General features: G+C 28.5%; 16 protein-coding genes. 12 read left to right on the top strand and 4 right to left on the bottom strand.

Annotated elements, in window-relative coordinates:
• The first annotated feature begins 248 nt into the window (after nucleotides 1-248).
• The 11 genes from mbhE to GEMHA0001_RS02330 all read left to right on the top strand — a co-directional run bounded on the left by mbhE (nucleotide 249) and on the right by GEMHA0001_RS02330 (nucleotide 11,038).
• Nucleotides 249-2,615 carry a hydrogen gas-evolving membrane-bound hydrogenase subunit E gene (gene mbhE, locus GEMHA0001_RS02380; RefSeq protein WP_004264183.1) on the top strand — a complete coding sequence of 789 codons (2,367 nt, stop codon included), beginning with the start codon at nucleotides 249-251 and terminating at the stop codon, nucleotides 2,613-2,615.
• The gene (locus GEMHA0001_RS02375) at nucleotides 2,605-3,030 is read left to right on the top strand and encodes a Na(+)/H(+) antiporter subunit B (protein WP_004263940.1); all 426 of its coding nucleotides are present in this window, start codon (nucleotides 2,605-2,607) and stop codon (nucleotides 3,028-3,030) included. Before mbhE ends, GEMHA0001_RS02375 begins: the two co-directional genes overlap by 11 nt.
• Nucleotides 3,030-3,389: a Na(+)/H(+) antiporter subunit C gene (locus tag GEMHA0001_RS02370; protein ID WP_003147003.1), complete on the top strand. Its 360-nt coding sequence runs from the start codon at nucleotides 3,030-3,032 to the stop codon at nucleotides 3,387-3,389. Before GEMHA0001_RS02375 ends, GEMHA0001_RS02370 begins: the two co-directional genes overlap by 1 nt.
• A complete protein-coding gene (locus tag GEMHA0001_RS02365) occupies nucleotides 3,382-4,863 on the top strand; it encodes a proton-conducting transporter transmembrane domain-containing protein (RefSeq protein WP_004264144.1) in 1,482 nt (493 codons plus the stop codon). The genes GEMHA0001_RS02370 and GEMHA0001_RS02365 overlap by 8 nt, the downstream gene beginning before the upstream one ends.
• A 2-nt stretch (nucleotides 4,864-4,865) precedes the next feature.
• A complete protein-coding gene (locus tag GEMHA0001_RS02360) occupies nucleotides 4,866-5,363 on the top strand; it encodes a Na+/H+ antiporter subunit E (protein WP_004263743.1) in 498 nt (165 codons plus the stop codon).
• Entirely contained in the window at nucleotides 5,356-5,646 is a 291-nt protein-coding gene (locus tag GEMHA0001_RS02355) for a monovalent cation/H+ antiporter complex subunit F (RefSeq protein ID WP_004264179.1), read from the top strand. Before GEMHA0001_RS02360 ends, GEMHA0001_RS02355 begins: the two co-directional genes overlap by 8 nt.
• The gene (locus tag GEMHA0001_RS02350) at nucleotides 5,633-6,001 is read left to right on the top strand and encodes a cation:proton antiporter (protein WP_004263915.1); all 369 of its coding nucleotides are present in this window, start codon (nucleotides 5,633-5,635) and stop codon (nucleotides 5,999-6,001) included. Before GEMHA0001_RS02355 ends, GEMHA0001_RS02350 begins: the two co-directional genes overlap by 14 nt.
• 208 nt (nucleotides 6,002-6,209) lie before the next feature.
• Nucleotides 6,210-7,553, top strand: a complete 1,344-nt coding sequence (gene glmM / locus GEMHA0001_RS02345) for a phosphoglucosamine mutase (protein ID WP_004264154.1) — start codon at nucleotides 6,210-6,212, stop codon at nucleotides 7,551-7,553.
• Between the two features lie 763 nt (nucleotides 7,554-8,316).
• Nucleotides 8,317-9,045: a metal ABC transporter ATP-binding protein gene (locus GEMHA0001_RS02340; RefSeq protein ID WP_004263985.1), complete on the top strand. Its 729-nt coding sequence runs from the start codon at nucleotides 8,317-8,319 to the stop codon at nucleotides 9,043-9,045.
• On the top strand, nucleotides 9,038-9,871 hold the full coding sequence (locus GEMHA0001_RS02335; protein WP_004263777.1) for a metal ABC transporter permease: 834 nt from the start codon (nucleotides 9,038-9,040) through the stop codon (nucleotides 9,869-9,871). Before GEMHA0001_RS02340 ends, GEMHA0001_RS02335 begins: the two co-directional genes overlap by 8 nt.
• 216 nt (nucleotides 9,872-10,087) lie before the next feature.
• Nucleotides 10,088-11,038, top strand: a complete 951-nt coding sequence (locus GEMHA0001_RS02330) for a metal ABC transporter substrate-binding protein (RefSeq protein ID WP_004264132.1) — start codon at nucleotides 10,088-10,090, stop codon at nucleotides 11,036-11,038.
• Between the two features lie 48 nt (nucleotides 11,039-11,086).
• Here GEMHA0001_RS02330 and GEMHA0001_RS02325 read toward each other — a convergent pair whose 3' ends face one another.
• Genes GEMHA0001_RS02325 through GEMHA0001_RS02315 form a run of 3 tightly spaced genes read right to left on the bottom strand, consistent with a single transcriptional unit; the run spans nucleotide 11,087 to nucleotide 13,490 of the window.
• Entirely contained in the window at nucleotides 11,087-12,229 is a 1,143-nt protein-coding gene (locus GEMHA0001_RS02325) for an FtsX-like permease family protein (protein WP_004263886.1), read from the bottom strand.
• A 4-nt stretch (nucleotides 12,230-12,233) separates the two neighbouring features.
• Entirely contained in the window at nucleotides 12,234-12,914 is a 681-nt protein-coding gene (locus GEMHA0001_RS02320; protein ID WP_004263797.1) for an ABC transporter ATP-binding protein, read from the bottom strand.
• Complete coding sequence (locus GEMHA0001_RS02315) at nucleotides 12,915-13,490, bottom strand: TetR/AcrR family transcriptional regulator (RefSeq protein ID WP_004263979.1); 576 nt, start codon at nucleotides 13,488-13,490, stop codon at nucleotides 12,915-12,917.
• A 134-nt stretch (nucleotides 13,491-13,624) separates the two neighbouring features.
• Here GEMHA0001_RS02315 and GEMHA0001_RS02310 point away from each other — a divergent pair, with 134 nt between their 5' ends.
• Nucleotides 13,625-14,536, top strand: coding sequence for a TDT family transporter (locus tag GEMHA0001_RS02310; RefSeq protein WP_004263840.1), 912 nt, complete (start codon nucleotides 13,625-13,627; stop codon nucleotides 14,534-14,536).
• A gap of 66 nt (nucleotides 14,537-14,602) precedes the next feature.
• Here GEMHA0001_RS02310 and smc read toward each other — a convergent pair whose 3' ends face one another.
• A complete protein-coding gene (smc, locus tag GEMHA0001_RS02305) occupies nucleotides 14,603-18,157 on the bottom strand; it encodes a chromosome segregation protein SMC (RefSeq protein WP_004264118.1) in 3,555 nt (1,184 codons plus the stop codon).
• Nucleotides 18,158-18,162: the final 5 nt, after the last annotated feature.

The following is an 18,162-nucleotide window of genomic DNA, read 5'->3' as shown; positions in this document are numbered from 1 at the left end:
ATTTTAAGCAATATTATTTATCCACACTATATTTTAACATCTAAAATAATAGAATTATATTAATTATTTTTAGAAAATAATTAATACTTTATTTTATCGTTTTCATAACTTTTTATAATATTCCTTTATGTTATCCACCATTTTTTATTGAAAAATAATTATATAAAAGTTGAATATCAATAGTATTTTAAGCTATTTTGTTATATAATTAGTGTTATAAAAAAAATAAATTAGAAAGAGGTTTTTTTATGTTACAATTAGCTGTCTTTTTACCAGTAATTGCGATGTTTTTCGTACCTTTCTTTAGGAAAAACTTCAAAACCATCCATACTGGAAAATTCGTTATAGTTGTACCATTAATACTGTTTGGGTATTTTATTTCAAATCTTAAGTATATCTATTCAGGTGGAACAATCTATAAGAAACTAGCATTTGTTTCTAACGTAGGACTTGATATCAACCTAAATCTCGACGGTTTATCACTTCTATTCTCATTACTAATTACAGGAATCGGTACTCTAGTAATATTATATTCATGTTACTATATGAGCATTACAGATGAAAAATTACATAAATTTTACATATTTTTACTAATATTCATGTCTGCCATGTTAGGCGTGGTTTTATCTGATAACATGCTTAGTATGTATATGTTTTGGGAGATGACATCTGTTTCTTCTTTCCTATTAATTAGTTATTGGCACGAAAATGATGCATCTAGAAAAGGTGCTCTAAAATCATTGATTATTACTGTCTTTGGTGGAGTCCTAATGCTAGCAGGAATTTTCATTTTAAATAATATTACTGGAAGTTTTAATGTTAGTGAAATTATAGAATTCACTAAAAATCATGGATACAACGATAAATATGTAGTAGCAATGATTCTTATAATATTCGGTGCATTTACAAAATCAGCACAGTTTCCATTCCATATTTGGCTACCTGATGCAATGGCTGCACCTACACCAATCAGTAGTTACCTACACTCAGCTACAATGGTTAAAGCCGGAATCTATCTATTACTAAGAATTGGCATTGTATTCTCATTTACTTCTTCATTTGGTAATATTCTTATCATTTTTGGGACTATTACTATGCTAATAGGTTCTATTTCTGCAATATTCCTAAAAGATTTAAAAGGAATTCTTGCATATTCAACTATTAGTCAACTTGGTATGATGACTCTTATGATAGGTATAGCTAACCTTGGCCTATACAACGATAATCACTACGTTTATACATTCGCATTCTATGCTGTATGTTTCCATATTATTAACCATGCAGCATTTAAAGCAAGTTTATTTATGATTACTGGTATTATCGATCATTCATTCCATTCACGTGATATCGAAAAACTTCGTGGTATTAAAAGATATATGCCACTTAGCTTTATATTAAGTATTATCGCCGGGTTCTCTATGGCAGGAATCCCACCTTTAAGTGGATTTTACTCAAAAGAATACTTCTTAACGGTAGTTTATGGATTAACGCAATCAAGCATGCTATATATGATCATCGTAATAGCTGTAGTTATTGGAGCTTTAGGAACTGCTATTTATTCGTTAATAGTAGCATTCAAACCATTCCTAGGTAAATTCGATAATTCTATACTGGGCAATAAGAAATTACATCTTCCAAGTAATGGTATCTTTATATCACCAATAATACTTGTAGTCTTCGTAATTATTAACACATTCATAAAAGATTACATAGTTATTCCAGCTCAACAATCTGCGCTAGCTGTAAAAATAACTAATAACGAAGTAATCACTCATGTCCATCATGATAGTTTCTTCTCAATAGAACTTCTTACTTCTATTATTGTTATCATTGCAAGTTTTGTAATTTATAAATTATTTGCAAGTAGAAATGAAATCTATAGTATAAACCCTACTATTATTTCTATTCACGGAGCATATAATAACCTAGGTAACTTACTACACAAAGTAAGTGGTACACTCCATGATACATTTGTTACAAACCAACTTAGAAGAAATATGAGTTATATCTTTGTAGTATTATCTGCAACTATTATTGGTGGTTACTTTGCAATCGGTAGACCTATGTTAATTAATAACTTTTCTACAATTCATTACATGAATATTTTCATAGGACTATGTATAGTCGTATGCTGTGTTGCTCTAACTACAGTGTATAATAGGCTAGTACTTATTATTCTTTCTTCTGGAATTGGATTTATGATGACTGCGCTATATGTTACATTTAGAGCACCAGACTTAGCAATGACACAATTTGTAATTGAATCAATTTCTACTATTATTTTCTTAATAGCCTTCATTCTATTAACTGATAAAACAAAACAAGTAGAAAAACAAAGTTTTAAATTTACTAATGCAATAATCGCGACACTAACTGGTATTAGTTTTACAATCGTAGGACTTGTATCTTACGCGTATAAAAACCCATCAGAAATTAGTCAATTCTATTTTGATAATGTTGTCGCATCTGGTGGTGGAAACATAGTAAATGTTATTATCGTAGATTTTAGGGGATTTGATACCTTGTTCGAAATAACAGTTATGACTATGGTTGCATTAATCATCTATGCTATGTTTAAAATAATTAAACGAGGAGGACCAAAAGATGAAAACTAATGATGTAATTTTAAAATCATTATCTGCTATTATTTCAGGATGTATATTTTTACTTTCTCTTAGTTTGTACTTTGGTGGTCACTTCCTTCCTGGTGGTGGTTTCGTCGGAGGACTCCTTTGTACAATGGCATTGGCTCTAGCAATGTTTACATATGGAATAGATAGAGTCAATAAACTACTTCCTATTAACTATGTATATGTAACTGCTATTGGATTACTTTTTTCCATTGGTACGGCGTTTAGTGGTGTTATAGTCGGAAAGAATTTCTTCAAACATCATTTCACTCACATTCACGTTCCGATAATGGGAGAAATGGAATTACACACAGCTGCAATATTCGACTTAGGTGTATATTTTGTAGTTGTTGGAGTTCTTATGTCAGTAATTTTAGCTTTCGGAAAGGATGGTAAATAATGGAATTTTATATGATTATCTTATGTGGTATTCTTGTTGGTTTTGGTGTTTACCTAATGCTTTCTAAGAGTATGATGCGAATAATAATTGGAGTTGGTCTTTTTGGACACGCTGCTAACCTTATTATACTTATCGCAGGAGGTTTATATGATGGAGATATACCTATTATTTCAGAATTAGGAAAGAATTATATAGACCCTATTCCAGCAGCACTTATTCTTACTGCCATCGTTATCGGATTCGCAGTAACTTGTCTTTTAATTTCAATCTACATTGCTAACTACAAATTAAAAGGAAGCGATAATGTAATTGATCTTGAAGATGTAGAAAATATGAAGGAGGAAAGAAATAATGCATAGTAATTTACCTGTTATACCAATATTTATCCCCCTTCTATTCGCAGCAATAACTGTATTATTTAGAAAAAGAATAGCAATGCAACGTTTATTAACAACATTGGCTACACTACTAGTCTTAGCATTTTCTATATTTAATATCTATATGGTAAATAAACACCAAATACTAATATTAGAGATGGGGAATTGGGCTAGTCCATTTGGTATTACTTTAACATTAGACGGACTTAATAGTGTTCTAGTTACAACATCTTCGGTTGTATTTCTTGCAACATTGTTATATTCATTTAAAACAATTGATAAAGTTAGAGAACTTAGTTTCTTCTATCCTGGATTTTTATTAATCATGGTTGGGATAAACGGAGCTTTCACTACAGGTGATATATTTAACCTTTTTGTTTTCTATGAAATCTTACTTATGTCATCTTACTTACTACTGTTAGTAGGTATTAATAAAGAACAACTTAAATCTTCTATTAGTTATGTACTAATGAACGTATTTGCTGGTAGCTTATTTGTTATTAGTATTGGATATCTTTACACTATTGTTGGTAGCTTAAATATGGCATACATATCTCAAACAATCTCATCGATGTCTGACCGTCGTGGATTATACCTTGTTGGATCTGTAATGATATTTGTATTCTGTATGAAAGGTGCTCTATTCCCACTATTCACATGGATGAATAGATCGTACGCAGCACCACCAATTGCAATTTCTATTATCTTCGGAGCATTGCTAACAAAAGTTGGTCTTTACTCAATTATTAGAACATATGGATTATTCTATTACGAATCAAACTTCATCAAGTCTTATATATTAATACTTGGAGCAGTCTCAATTATAGCCGGTTGTATCGGAGCAATCTATCAAAAAGATTTAAAACAAATAGTAATTTTTAATATCGTAATTTCTCTTGGAGTTATGGTATGTGGAACTGCAACACTGAATACTTTCGGTGTTAAAGGTGCTTTATTATATGCAGTAAACGATATATTACTAAAAGCTGCATTATTCATAGTTGTTGGATTAATAATTTACGTTAGCGGAGTCAAATATCTCCAAAAATGTGGTTTAATCAATAAATACCCTCTTCTTGGTTGGACATATTTCATTATAGTTCTTTCATTAGCAGGGGTTCCACCATTCAGTGGATTCTATGGTAAAGCACTAATAATTAAAGGTTTAGTTACAAATAATAATACATTTATTGCTATATTAGTGGCATTATCTGGATTGGTTGTATTTTACTCTTTAATTAGAATATTCTTAAATGTATTCTACGATAATATCAATAAGAGTTTAACTTTAAAACCTCTTCCAAAAGGTGTTCAAATCCCTCTTATAGCTATCGTAGCAATAGCACTTATTATTGGAGTAAGCACTAATCTATTAGATGGTTTCTTCGATAAAGGGATACAAATGGTACTAAATCCTCAACACTATATTGACTTAGTACTTAAGAAAGGAGCATAATTATGGCACTACAATTTTTAATTAATATATTAGTTGGTGTAGTATGGATGTTCTTTTCAGGTAACTATAATTCTGAATATTTTGCAGTAGGATTTTTCTGGGGTATGGTACTACTATTCATCTTTAGAAAAACATTTGCAAAAAACATTCTAGGAGATCAACTTTATTACATTTATGTTTATAAATGGATAAAATTAATCTTAATGTTCTTGTTTGAATTATTAAAAGCAGATATAAATGTTTTAAAATTAATGTTCAAAAAAGATCTTGATGTTAACCCTGTTATTTTTGAATATCCTTTAGAAGTAACAAAAAATTGGCAAATTACATTACTTGCCAATATGATAACTTTAACACCAGGTACACTTACAGTCAATGTTGGCCATGATAATAAAACACTTCATATTCATTGCCTTGATACTGATGATATTCCTGGTGAGATTGAAGGTATAAAAAATAGTTTTGAAAAAGCAATACTGGAGGTTGATTTAAATGGATAAAGTATTAGACTATTCAATTTTACTAGGTATATTCGCTAGTATTGCCATGATATTTTTCTTATTAATTTATATCGTAAAAAAACCGAGCATATTTGATAAATTAATAGCTAGTGACCTACTTGCCATGCCACTAATGTGCTTAATAGTTTTAGTTAGTATGTACTATAAAACTTTTTCTTATATTTCACTTATACTTATCATAGCTATTATATGTTTAGTAGGTACAGTTGTTACTGCTAGATTCTTAGCTAAAAAGGAGGTCTTTAGTGATGATACTAAATAGTATTTTAGACATTATTATTATACTTCTAATTTTAATCGCAGTAATAGCAATGCTATCAACAGTAATAGGATTTATTAGATTACCTGATGAAATAACTAAAATACACGCAGCAGGAGTTACCGGATCTTTCTCTGTAGAATTAATCCTTATAGCAGGATTTGTATACTTCTATCGTTATCTAAATGTATTTGAATATAAATTCTTATTAGCAATAGCATTCTTATTCTTAGCAGCACCTGTTTCGGCGCACATGATTTCTATAAGTGCAATAATATACAATAAACGTGTATATTCTAAAAATAATAAAGATGAGGCTAAAAAAGTACTTGACGATATTGGAAAATTAAATAAATAAACTAGTCTGAGGAATGATTATCGAAAATCGTTCCTCTTTTTTTATACTAAAACTAATACATCATTGAATATTATCTATTAAAGATAAAATAAATGGACAATTAAGCAATATAATGCTTTCATATACTTCTAATATCTCCTAAACCTTGACTTATTTCGTTTTATATAGTAATATTCATATAGATTATAAAACAAGGAGTCATTTTTTTATGAGAAAATATTTTGGAACTGACGGTATTCGTGGTATCGCAGGAGAATCACTAACAGCCGATTTGAGTTTTAAAGTAGGTAAAGCTCTAGGTAAATTACTTACTGAAGAAAAAGAACATCCAAAAGTAGTAATTGGTAGAGATACTAGAATTTCATGTGACATGATTGAACACGCACTAACTGCAGGTCTTACTAGTACAGGTGTCAATGTAATGACAGTTGGGACTATACCTACTCCTGCAATTGCTTATTTAACAAAAACTATTGAAACAGATAGTGGAATTATGATTTCTGCTTCACACAATCCTTATCAAGATAATGGAATTAAAATTTTTGGCCCTGATGGATTCAAACTTACAGATGAGCAAGAATTAGAAATCGAGTCATTAATTGATAATTCTGAAAAAATTAAAAACGCTAGTTTTGAAAAAATTGGAAAAGTTTATGGTGGTAATGAATTAACTCAAAAATATATTCAACACATTAAACAATCTATCACTGGAGACTTATCTGATATTAAGATAGCATTAGATTGTGCCAATGGAGCAACAACTGGTGTTGCACCGTTCATTTTTGGAGATTTAGAAGCAGATATAGAAACTATTGGTTGCCAACCAAACGGTGTCAATATTAACGATAACGTGGGTTCTACAAAAATTGAGACAATTTCTGAATTCGTAAAAGAAAATAACGTTGATGTAGGATTTGCCTTTGATGGAGATGGCGACAGAGTTTTAGCAGTTGATGCTAACGGTAATATTGTAGATGGCGATAAAATCATGTTTATTCTTGCAAAACACCTTAAAGAACAAGGTGAACTAAAAGATAATATGGTTGTTTCTACAGTAATGAGTAATATCGGTTTCTATAAAGCTATAGAAGAAAATGGATTACAATCTGTTAAAACTGCAGTGGGAGATCGCTATGTAGTTGAAGAAATGAGAAAAAATGATTACTCACTTGGAGGTGAGCAATCAGGACATATAGTTCTTATGAACTACGCTACAACTGGTGATGGAATTCTTACAGCTGTTAAACTTGCTAACATTATTAAAACATCTGGAAAATCTTTAGAAGAATTAGCTTCAGAAGTTAGTATCTATCCACAAAAATTAGTAAATATTAAAGTGATTGATAAGAAAACTGCTATGGAAGACTCAGAAATTTTATCTGAATGTGAAAAAGTAGAAAAAGAATTAGAGGGTAATGGGCGTATTTTGTTACGTGCATCTGGAACAGAAAACCTAATTCGAGTAATGGTGGAAGCAAGTAGCGATGAGCTAACTGATAAATACTGCGAACAAGTAGCTAAAATTGTTCGTGAAAAATTTGAAGTAAAATAAAAATGTAAAGAAGTTAGAATTTAAAAACTAACTTCTTTTTATTTTCTGTATTCTTAAGGTATACAATTGTATAAATAATTACATCATAAAGATAAATTTATAGCCAAGTATTGATGTTTTTATATTAAACTTATTTTATAAACATTTTTTCATATTTCTGTTTACTTTTTCTATAATTATATACTTAATATTACATTAATTTTTTTTTTTGAGTAATTAGCATCTTTAAAATATATACATCTACACAAGATATTTACATCTTTACAGTAAATGGAAATTTGATTATTTTTTACTGTAATAATAGTATTATTTGTAGTTAAACTACAAACTCATTAGTACATTATTATCAAATTTTTAATCTTTTTATATAAATCGAGTTTCATTAATATTTTACCAAAAATTTTTTTCAATATTTCAAAAAAAATTTTATTTTCCTCTTGTTTTTTGTATATACTTCTGTTATACTTATAAGTGAAGTAATTAATATATTACTTCATATGTTCTTTTATTATAAGTCTCCCTAGCTTATAATAAAGACTTTTCATATTTACTCCCTTATTTCTACCTTACAATATTTTTTGTAAGGTAGGTTTTTTTATTTTCTGAAAAACTTTCACTTTTAAACTAAATAATTATTATTTTTCTGTATATATTTAGCTGTATACATGTTTTTTTTCTGAATACAACAAAATTTACTTGACTTATTTTCTTTCCTAAGGTAAACTTTAATGTATACAATAAAATATGAAGAGAAGGGACAAGTATGATAAAGATAGAAAATTTAACTGTAACTTATAACCAAGCACCTGCCCTTTCTAATATTAATTTAGAAATTACAGGACCTGGTATTACAGGTATCATAGGGCCTAACGGTGCTGGTAAATCTACCTTAATAAAAGCCGTTCTACATATAATACCTTCAATAGGTAAGACAACAATTGATGATAAAGTTTCGAAAGAAAATCTTGACAATGTCGCTTATGTTGAACAAAAAATCAATATAGATTATAACTTTCCAATAAAAGTTAGAGAATGCGTTTCTCTTGGCTTATATTCTAAGATTGGAATACTAAAAAAATTAAAAAAATCTGATTGGCAAAAAGTTGACGAGGCTTTAAAAATTGTCGGCTTAGAACAATTTTCTAATCGACAAATTAGTGAACTCTCTGGTGGACAATTTCAACGTGTACTAATTGCTCGTTGTCTTGTTCAAGAAGCAAAATATATCTTTCTAGACGAACCATTTGTGGGTATCGATTCAGTTAGTGAAGAAATAATAATGAATACATTAAGAGACCTTCGAGAAAAAGGTCATACAATATTAATTGTTCATCACGACTTAAGAAAAGTTCATTCTTATTTTGATAATGTATTGTTACTAAATAAAGAAGTCATTGCATACGGTGAAACTGAAAAAACTTTCACTAGAGAAAATTTAACAAAAGCATATGGTACTGACTTATTCTTTATGGGAGGTGGTACAAATGATTAAAGATTTTATCGACGGATTATATAGTTTTCATTTTTTACAAAATGCTTTAATCACTGCTATTGTTATTGGAATCGTAGCTGGAGCTGTTGGATGTTTTATTGTTCTAAGAGGAATGTCATTAATGGGAGACGCAATCTCTCATGCAGTTCTTCCTGGTGTGGCACTATCTTTTATATTGGGTATAGATTTCTTTATTGGTGCAATTGTATTTGGTCTATTAGCATCAATAATCATAACATTCATTAAAGGTAATTCTATAATTAAAAGTGACACAGCTATAGGAATAACATTTAGTTCATTCTTAGCTCTAGGGGTTATCTTAATTAGTGTAGCGAAAAGTTCTACTGACCTTTTCCATATCTTGTTTGGTAATATTCTAGCAGTACAAGATATAGATATGTATATTACTATAGGAGTTGGAGTTTTTGTTCTTTTAGTTATTAAACTATTTTTCAAGGAATTACTCTTGACTTCATTTGATGAACTATTAGCAAAAGCAATGGGGATGAAAGTTAATTTCTATCATTACTTACTAATGATACTATTAACTCTAGTGTCTGTTACTGCAATGCAAAGTGTTGGTACTATTTTAATTGTAGCAATGTTGATTACCCCAGCAGCAACTGCATATCTCTATGCAAACAGCCTAAAAACTATGATATTTTTATCATCTACAATCGGAGCAAGTTGTTCTGTATTAGGATTGTTTATAGGTTATTCATTCAATATAGCTGCAGGATCTAGTATAGTTTTAACACTAGCCGTAGTTTTCGCAATAAGTTTCTTTATTGCTCCAAAACAACGCTTTGTTAAACATAAAAAATAATTAACTTAGATAATAATATTCACGAATAAAATAGAATACCATATATTAAATATAATAATCCCTTTAAATAAACTTATTAATATATAAGATACTTCCAAAACAAGTTTATTTAGAGGTGTTATTATGAAAGTTTTAATTGATAATGATTATTATTAGTTATGTAAATCTATTTTATTTTTGAATAAAATTATAAAATAAATAAAGGAGGCCTATAATATGAAAAAATTAGGTTTTAAAAAATTAAGTTTTCTAGCGCTTATTTTCACACTAGCTGTTGGACTATTTGCTTGTTCTAGCGCTAAGCAAGGTTCTAGTTCTAACGAAGCTACTAAACTAAAAGTAGTAGCAACTAACTCTATTATCGCCGATATTACAAAAAATATCGCCGGTGATAAAATTGATTTACACAGTATCGTTCCAGTTGGTCAAGATCCACACGAATATGAACCGCTTCCTGATGATGTTAAGAAAACATCTGAGGCAAACCTTATCTTATACAACGGTATAAACCTGGAAACTGGTGGTAATGCTTGGTTTACAAAATTAGTTCAAAACGCTAAAAAAGAAGAAAATAAAGATTACTATGCTGTTAGTGAAGGTGTTGATGTAATTTACCTTGAAGGTCAACATGAAAAAGGTAAAGAAGATCCACATGCTTGGTTAAACCTTGAAAATGGTATGATATACGCTAAAAATATTGCTAAACAATTAGAAGCTAAAGATCCTAAAAATAAAGATTTCTATGAAGCAAATCTAAAAACATATTTAGAAAAACTATCTAAATTAGATAAAGAATCTAAAGATAAATTTAACAATATTCCAGCAGAGAAAAAAATGATAGTAACTAGTGAAGGAGCTTTTAAATATTTCTCTAAAGCATATAACGTACCTTCAGCTTACATTTGGGAAATCAATACTGAAGAAGAAGGAACTCCAGATCAAATCAAAACTCTAGTTGAAAAATTACGTAAAACTAAAGTACCTTCACTATTCGTAGAAAGTAGTGTTGATGAACGTCCAATGCAAACTGTATCAAAAGATACTAATATTCCAATTTATGAAAAAATCTTCACTGATTCAATCGCTGAACCAGGACAAAATGGAGATAGCTACTACAGCATGATGAAATGGAACTTAGATAAAATTTCTGAAGGTTTAGCTAAATAATTACTCCTAAAACAACTCCCTGTATAAATATACAAGGAGTTGTTATTTTTATTCCATCATAATTTTTTTAACATTTAAACCTTTTATCTTATTACTATAGTATAAAATAAAGATTTCATATATTAATACAAATACTATAAAACTACCAATTACTGAAATTAAATCAAAGTTATATGTTGTTTCGCTATCTAATTTTTTAGATAAAACTTTTAGTAATACTCTTATTAAAAAATACTGATAAACTGTTCCTACAGCAAAACCTATATATGCTACCACTCTATAACCTGATAATACTATTTTTGAACATTCACTTTTTGAAAAGCCCATAATATTTAAAATAGATATATTTTTTATATTACTACTAGCAATCACTTCTAATGAAATTAATAATATTGATAGCGATAATATCACACCTATTATCATCATCATAATTCTTATTGTTCCATCAACAAAATCTCTCATACCAAATGCCATTTGAATCATTGAAGAAAATGATAATGCAGCAAAAATAACAAAGAATAATAGGGTTTTATTACTAAATAATACTGTTGCTCTTAATTCTTTAAAAAAGTTTTTATATTGTCTAAATCTTCTTTTTCTAATTTTTTTATTTGTTGAATTTATTTGTTTAAGCAAGTTAATCGTTGGTACATTTAAATTAAACAGTACATACACGATTGATATTACTAAAAACAATAGTGATGGTAATATAACCATTATTAATAAAAGTTTAGGATGAAAATTCATTGTAAGTTCAGATAATATATTATCTGTATTTCTACTCTCATAAAATTTCGGCATAAATAAATGTGAACTACTATACCCTAATAATGAACCTAAAAATACCAAAAATCCAAAAATAGAAAACTTAGATGCTATAAAGTTATTACTGTAACCTTGAGCTTTTAATATTCCAATTTTATGTTTAGAATCATCAATAAATTGTTTTATATAAAATATTAACATTACGGCTGCACTTATTGATAAGACAGTTCCTGTTATAATTATTACAAATTTGGAAACAATAAGCTGAGCATCATAGAACTTTTTCTGCATTATATTAAATCCCGTAATATCTAGGCCTTTCAAATCTAAATATAAGTTAGAAAAAAGTGTAGTTATAAATATCGCACAAAAACTTACTATCACTACTGCAATTGCTTTTCTTAAATCTTTTAACTGTACTAGCATATTATTACCACCCTATTTCTTTTACAGATTTAGGTGTACGGTTTTCTTCAATAGAAGTTACTCTACCACTACCTACATGAATTATCTTATTTGAAAGTTCAGCAATATTCTCATTATGAGTTACCATTATCATTGTAAAGTTTGATTTATCTTTTAGTTTTAATAAGTACTCTAATATTTTTCTTCCAGTCACCTCATCTAAAGCTCCTGTTGGTTCATCTAAAAATAGTACAGTTGGCTTCTTAGCTAATGCTCTCGCAATTGAAACACGCTGTTGCTCTCCTCCAGATAACTCATTTGGATATTTACTTAATTTATCTTCTAAACCTAATTCCTTTATAATATCAACATATTCTTTATTATTTGCTAAATTAGCTCCTACTTTAACATTTTGTTCTACTGTTAAATTATTTAATAAATAATATTGTTGGAAAACAAATCCTATTTTATCTTTACGAAACTTTGTTAATTGTTTTTCTGAGTAATCACTTATAGACTCATTATCATATACAACTTCTCCTGAATCTGACTTTTCTAAACCAGATAAAATATTTAATAATGTAGATTTCCCTGAACCTGAAGCCCCAAGTATAACAACAAATTCATTTTTATCAATTTTTAAATCTATTCCCCTTAAAACTTCTTGATCATTATATTTTTTCTTAATATTTTTTGCTGTAATCATTTAATCAATCTCCTTTAAATATTGTACTATTAAACTTTTAGCTATTTCTGCCATGTACTCAATAATTTCAGTCGATGTAAAATTATATATTCCCGTAACTGTTAATGTTGCAATACCGTGACTATATATAAATAAGTGCTCATAAAATTTTTTTGCATTTTCTATTGAAATTTTATACTCTTCATCTATAGACTCAATTACTGATCTATATTCATAGTCTCTCATTGGAAGAAAATCTTTAAAACTTCCTACTTCTATACCTTTTTTCATAAATAACCACTGAAATAATTTAGGTTCATTTTTTGAAAATAATATATACTCTACTCCTAATCGTTTAAACGGACTATCATCTTTTAAAGCTAAATTGACTTTTTCTGAAAAAATATTTTCTGCAACAAACTTTGCTTCATCTTCTAAATTTTTCATATTAGAGAACAAACTAAATATTACTTTAGTAGATGACTCCAATTTTTTAGCTAACTCTCTTGCAGTTAATGCTTCTATTCCATTTTCTCTTATAAAATCTATAGTTACAGTCAAGACCTCTTCTTTAGTAAATTTAAATTTTGGTGCCATATTCAAACCTCCATTAATAGGTAACACTTGTTTCTTATTGTAAATTATTTTGTATGAAATGTCAACAGAAAAATTATTGAATTATTACAAGAAATCTTATACAATAAAAGTAGAATAAAAATTAGGAGTTATTTATGAATATAATTAAAAATTTACCTACACCAATTGCAGGTTTAGCATTAGGTTCTGCTGCATTAGGAAATTTATTACAACCATATTCATCTTCCCTACAGTTATTATTTAATCTATTATCTTTGATAATAATTGTACTTTTAACTATTAAGTTTGTGTTGGGATTTGACAAATTAAAAAAAGAAATGGAAAATCCGGTTGTAGCGACAGTAATGGCAACATACCCTATGAGTATTATGCTACTTGCTTCATTTTCAAAAAAATATATTGGACTATTGAGTATGCCAGTATGGATAATTGGAATCTTTCTAGATTTTTGTGTTGTTTGCTATGCAATTTATAATTTTATAATAAAAGAAAGACATATAAGTAAAATCTATCCAACTTGGTTTATTACCTTTGTTGGGCCAGCTGTTGTGACAGTAACAGCAATAAATTACAACTTAGAAATGCTAGGATTAATTTACTTCTACTTTTCTTATATTAACTATTTATTATTATTACCTTTTGTTCTTTATAGAGTCTATAAATATAAACATTATAAAGATGGAGATTACCCTACTATTACTGTATTCTCAGCACCTGGTGGACTCTTACTAGCTAGTTATATGATTGGAGTAACTCAAAAAAGTAACATAATACTAGCAATACTAATACCACTTACAATATTATTGTTTATATTTGTCTTATTTCAATTACCATATCTGCTAAAAAGAAAATTCTACCCTAGCTTTTCTGCTTTTACATTCCCATTAGTGATTTGCGCGATATCATTTCAGAAAACTGGGGTTTATTATCAACTAGCTGAATTTTCTATTCTAAATATTTTAATTCATCTAAGTGAATTGCTGGCAATAATTATTGTAATTTATGTTTGGTATGGATTTATTAAGAATTTATCTTATTCAAATTAAGTTAAAAAAGACACAGTTAAGATCAAACTTAACCGTGTCTTTTAACTTATTATAAAATTTTACCTACTACTCTACTACCTCTTCAAAGTTCTCGATAACATCTTTTAACTCTAATTCTAAGATATAACTAATACCTTTTTCTTGCATTGTTACTCCGTATAAAGTATCCATAGCTTCCATAGTTCCTCGTCTATGCGTAATAACTAAGAACTGATTATTCTCTGAATAAACTTTTAAGAATTTAGCAAATCTATTAACATTTTCTTCATCTAGTGCCGCTTCTACCTCATCTAGCACTACAAATGGTGGATTTTTAACTTGCAATATTGCAAACAATAAACTTATCGCAGTTAAAGATTTCTCTCCACCTGATAATAATGAAAGATTTTGAAGTTTTTTACCAGGAGGTGAAGCTTCTATTACTATTCCAGTATTTAATATATCGTTTGGTGATTCTAATGTCATATCCGCATAACCACCTTTGAAAAGTTCTTTAAATATTTTATTAAAATTCTCTGCTACTTGAACAAATGTCGTTAAGAAGCGTTCTTTTACTTCTTTATCAATCTCTGCAATAGTCTCTTCTAGTTTTTCTTTCGCTTCTACAAGATCGGTAATTTGCTCATTATAGAAGTCATAACGTTCTTTGATTTCTTCGAACTCAGCAATAGCATTCAAGTTGATATTACCTAAGTCCACTATCTCTTTACGAAGTCTTACTACATCATCCTTATACGAAGGTACTTCTTCAATATTTTCAGCAGTTAATCTGTTTGATACACTCTCATATGTTACATTATAGTTAGTAACAAGGTTCTCTAGATATTCATCAATCTTAACTTCTATCTTCGTCTGTTCTACAGTTAATTTTTCAAATTCTGAAGTTTTTTGACGTAGACTTTCGTTATTTCTTTGTTGAGCTACGGTAATTTCTTTTTCGCGTTTGAATAACCCTGTTTTTTCCATATCAAGATCTGATAATAACGTCTTAAGCGTTGTTAATCGTTCGCCGCATTCAGCAATTACTTTAGAGTTATTTTCTAATATCTTTTGCTCATCTTCTTCACTTAATGATTCAGCATCTTTAGACATTTCTAATCTTGTTAATTGCTCATTTATATCTGTTATATCAGCTAATAGTGATTCTATTAACTCTAAACCATATTTAGTTGTCTCTTCTAATTTTGATTTTTCAATCTTAAGTTCAGCAATTTTCTCTAAGAATAATTCCTCTGCACTTTGAGCATTTTGTTTTTTACTGCTTTCTTCTTTGATTTTCTCATCAAGTTTTTGAAGTTCTTTTCTAATTTTCTCAAGGCTTTGAGTTAATTCGACAATATTACTTGAATTGTCTTCGTTATCTTTGAATTCCAGTAGTTTCTTCTCATTTAATTCTATATTCACTTTAATATCAGAAATTTCAGAGTTTTTATGATTTATACTTAATTCTAATTGCTTAAGTTTTAAAATCGCCTCTTCTTTTACCGATTTATAATTTAAAATTTCGTCCATCACTTCTTGTTGTTGACGCTCTAATAGACTCTTCTCATTTACTAATTTCTCGATCTTATCATTTATTTTAACAAGGTTTTGTGAAAGTTCATCTAATTCTGCCTTATGTTTAATAGATGAATTATTATTTTTATTAATAGCACCACCAGTGATAGATCCACCACTATTAATGATTTGCCCATCTAATGTAATAATTCTATTTCTAAAATTAATCTTACGTGCTATTCTATTGGCATTATCCATATTATCAACGATAAGAACAAGTCCTAATAGGTGAGATATTATATTTTTATACTTACTATCAACAGATATTAGATTCTCAGCAATATTTATAAATCCTTCTTCATTTACAACTGTTCTATAAACATCACTCGCTATAGCTTTTGCTTTAATATTATTTAATGGTAAAAATGTAACTCTACCTTTATTAGTTTTCTTTAAGTGATTAATACACTCTTTCGCTACATTCTCATTTTCTACGATAATATTTTGTTGTGCTTGTCCTAAAGCTATATCAATTGCAACAGCATATTCGTTATCAAATTCTACAATATTCGCTACACTATTGTGAACACCAGCTAGAGCATTCTTATTAGCAAGAATTTCTTTTACTCCAATATTGTAAAAACTTAAATTATTAATCTGATCTTCTAAGAACTTCTTACGATTTTCCAGGTTACTTTTGAAGTTATATCCTGTACGAATTTGTTCTTCGATATTTTTCCCGTTTGAATTAATTAAAATATTTTTTTCAACTAATATATCAAGTTCTTTTTGAAGGTTAGCTAGCTGTTCATTTAATACTTTTTGTTCTTCAGTAGCAGCTACAAGCTCTTCTGTTTTTATACCTAAAACTTGTTTTTGTCTTTCTATATTATCTAGAATTTCTTTACTGTTTTCATCAGCACTCTCTAGATTTTTCTTAGCAAACTCTATACTATTTTCTAGTTTAGTTTCTTCGTTTATTAAGCTATAGTAGTTATCTTTTAATTCTTCTATTTTTCTTTCGATTAATTCTAATTTACTCTCTTCACCTGATTCTAACGAAGAGATTTCTTTATTAATCTTTTGAATTTTACTTTTAATTTCAGCGTTTAGATTTTCTCTTTCTGCTAACTTATTCTCAAGGTTTTGTTTTCTTTCCGAAAGATATTTAATATCATCATTAATTTTTTCACTTCTCAGAGTTCTATTATTTTTTCTTTCCTGAATTACACTTAATTGTGATTGAAGAGATTCCTTTTTCTGAACTAGCTCTAACTCTTCATCATGATATTTCATATAAGTTCTATCTAGAGAAACTAAACTATTTTTAATAGCCTCTAGATCTTTAATAAGTTCTTCTTGTCTACTCTCAAGCCCAAGTTTTTCAGATTCTTTCTCATGTTTAACTTGTAGTAAATCTGCAAGTCTTTTTTGATATTCAGCAATATTATAAACATTTAATAAAATATCTTTTTCTTCTAGTTCTTTAGAATAATCAAGATACTTTTGTGTTTTATTCTTTTGATCTTCTAAGATTTCATAACGACCTGAGATTTCTAAGAAAATATCATTTAACCTCATTAAATTGTCATTTGTTTTTTCTAATTTTAGATTAGTTTCTTTTTTCTTATTTTTATACTTTAATACACCTGATGCCTCTTCTATAATTGCTCGGCGATCGACAGGCTTAGATGAAATAATATCTTCTACCTTACCTTGAGTAATAATACTATAACTCTCTTTATTAATACCAAGGTCTAGATACATATCAGTAATATCTTTTAATTTTGCACGTTTATTATCAATGTAATACTCACTATCACCATTTCTATACAAACGTCTTTTAATTTCACAACTATCTTCTCCGTTAGAAAATGTTACCGCTACTTCAGCAAAGTTTTTTCTTTTCGCATCTTCAGTCCCCGAAAAGATAACATCTTTCATGCTACTACCACGTAAATTTTTAGCTGATTGCTCCCCTAAAACCCAACGAATAGCATCAATTATATTACTTTTTCCCGAACCATTCGGTCCAACAACACCGATTAAATTATTTTTAAATTCAAATGTTGTCTTCTTCTGAAAAGATTTAAAACCTGTAACTTCAACCTTTGCTAATTTCATATCTT

Source organism: Gemella haemolysans ATCC 10379, assembly GCF_000173915.1.
GTDB lineage: Bacteria > Bacillota > Bacilli > Staphylococcales > Gemellaceae > Gemella > Gemella haemolysans.
Note: the sequence above shows the minus strand (reverse complement) of the source record. Positions and strands in the feature narration are given on the sequence as shown.

Excerpts from the sequence above, each read along its gene's own strand:
- GEMHA0001_RS02335 (WP_004263777.1), top strand. The coding sequence starts at position 9,038 with ATGATTAAAGATTTTATCGACGGATTATATAGTTTTCATTTTTTACAA.
- GEMHA0001_RS02365 (WP_004264144.1), top strand. The coding sequence starts at position 3,382 with ATGCATAGTAATTTACCTGTTATACCAATATTTATCCCCCTTCTATTC.
- GEMHA0001_RS02330 (WP_004264132.1), top strand. The coding sequence starts at position 10,088 with ATGAAAAAATTAGGTTTTAAAAAATTAAGTTTTCTAGCGCTTATTTTC.
- glmM (WP_004264154.1), top strand. The coding sequence starts at position 6,210 with ATGAGAAAATATTTTGGAACTGACGGTATTCGTGGTATCGCAGGAGAA.
- GEMHA0001_RS02315 (WP_004263979.1), bottom strand. The coding sequence starts at position 13,490 with ATGGCACCAAAATTTAAATTTACTAAAGAAGAGGTCTTGACTGTAACT.
- GEMHA0001_RS02340 (WP_004263985.1), top strand. The coding sequence starts at position 8,317 with ATGATAAAGATAGAAAATTTAACTGTAACTTATAACCAAGCACCTGCC.
- mbhE (WP_004264183.1), top strand. The coding sequence starts at position 249 with ATGTTACAATTAGCTGTCTTTTTACCAGTAATTGCGATGTTTTTCGTA.
- GEMHA0001_RS02320 (WP_004263797.1), bottom strand. The coding sequence starts at position 12,914 with ATGATTACAGCAAAAAATATTAAGAAAAAATATAATGATCAAGAAGTT.
- GEMHA0001_RS02325 (WP_004263886.1), bottom strand. The coding sequence starts at position 12,229 with ATGCTAGTACAGTTAAAAGATTTAAGAAAAGCAATTGCAGTAGTGATA.
- GEMHA0001_RS02375 (WP_004263940.1), top strand. The coding sequence starts at position 2,605 with ATGAAAACTAATGATGTAATTTTAAAATCATTATCTGCTATTATTTCA.
- GEMHA0001_RS02310 (WP_004263840.1), top strand. The coding sequence starts at position 13,625 with ATGAATATAATTAAAAATTTACCTACACCAATTGCAGGTTTAGCATTA.
- GEMHA0001_RS02360 (WP_004263743.1), top strand. The coding sequence starts at position 4,866 with ATGGCACTACAATTTTTAATTAATATATTAGTTGGTGTAGTATGGATG.
- smc (WP_004264118.1), bottom strand. The coding sequence starts at position 18,157 with ATGAAATTAGCAAAGGTTGAAGTTACAGGTTTTAAATCTTTTCAGAAG.
- GEMHA0001_RS02355 (WP_004264179.1), top strand. The coding sequence starts at position 5,356 with ATGGATAAAGTATTAGACTATTCAATTTTACTAGGTATATTCGCTAGT.
- GEMHA0001_RS02350 (WP_004263915.1), top strand. The coding sequence starts at position 5,633 with ATGATACTAAATAGTATTTTAGACATTATTATTATACTTCTAATTTTA.
- GEMHA0001_RS02370 (WP_003147003.1), top strand. The coding sequence starts at position 3,030 with ATGGAATTTTATATGATTATCTTATGTGGTATTCTTGTTGGTTTTGGT.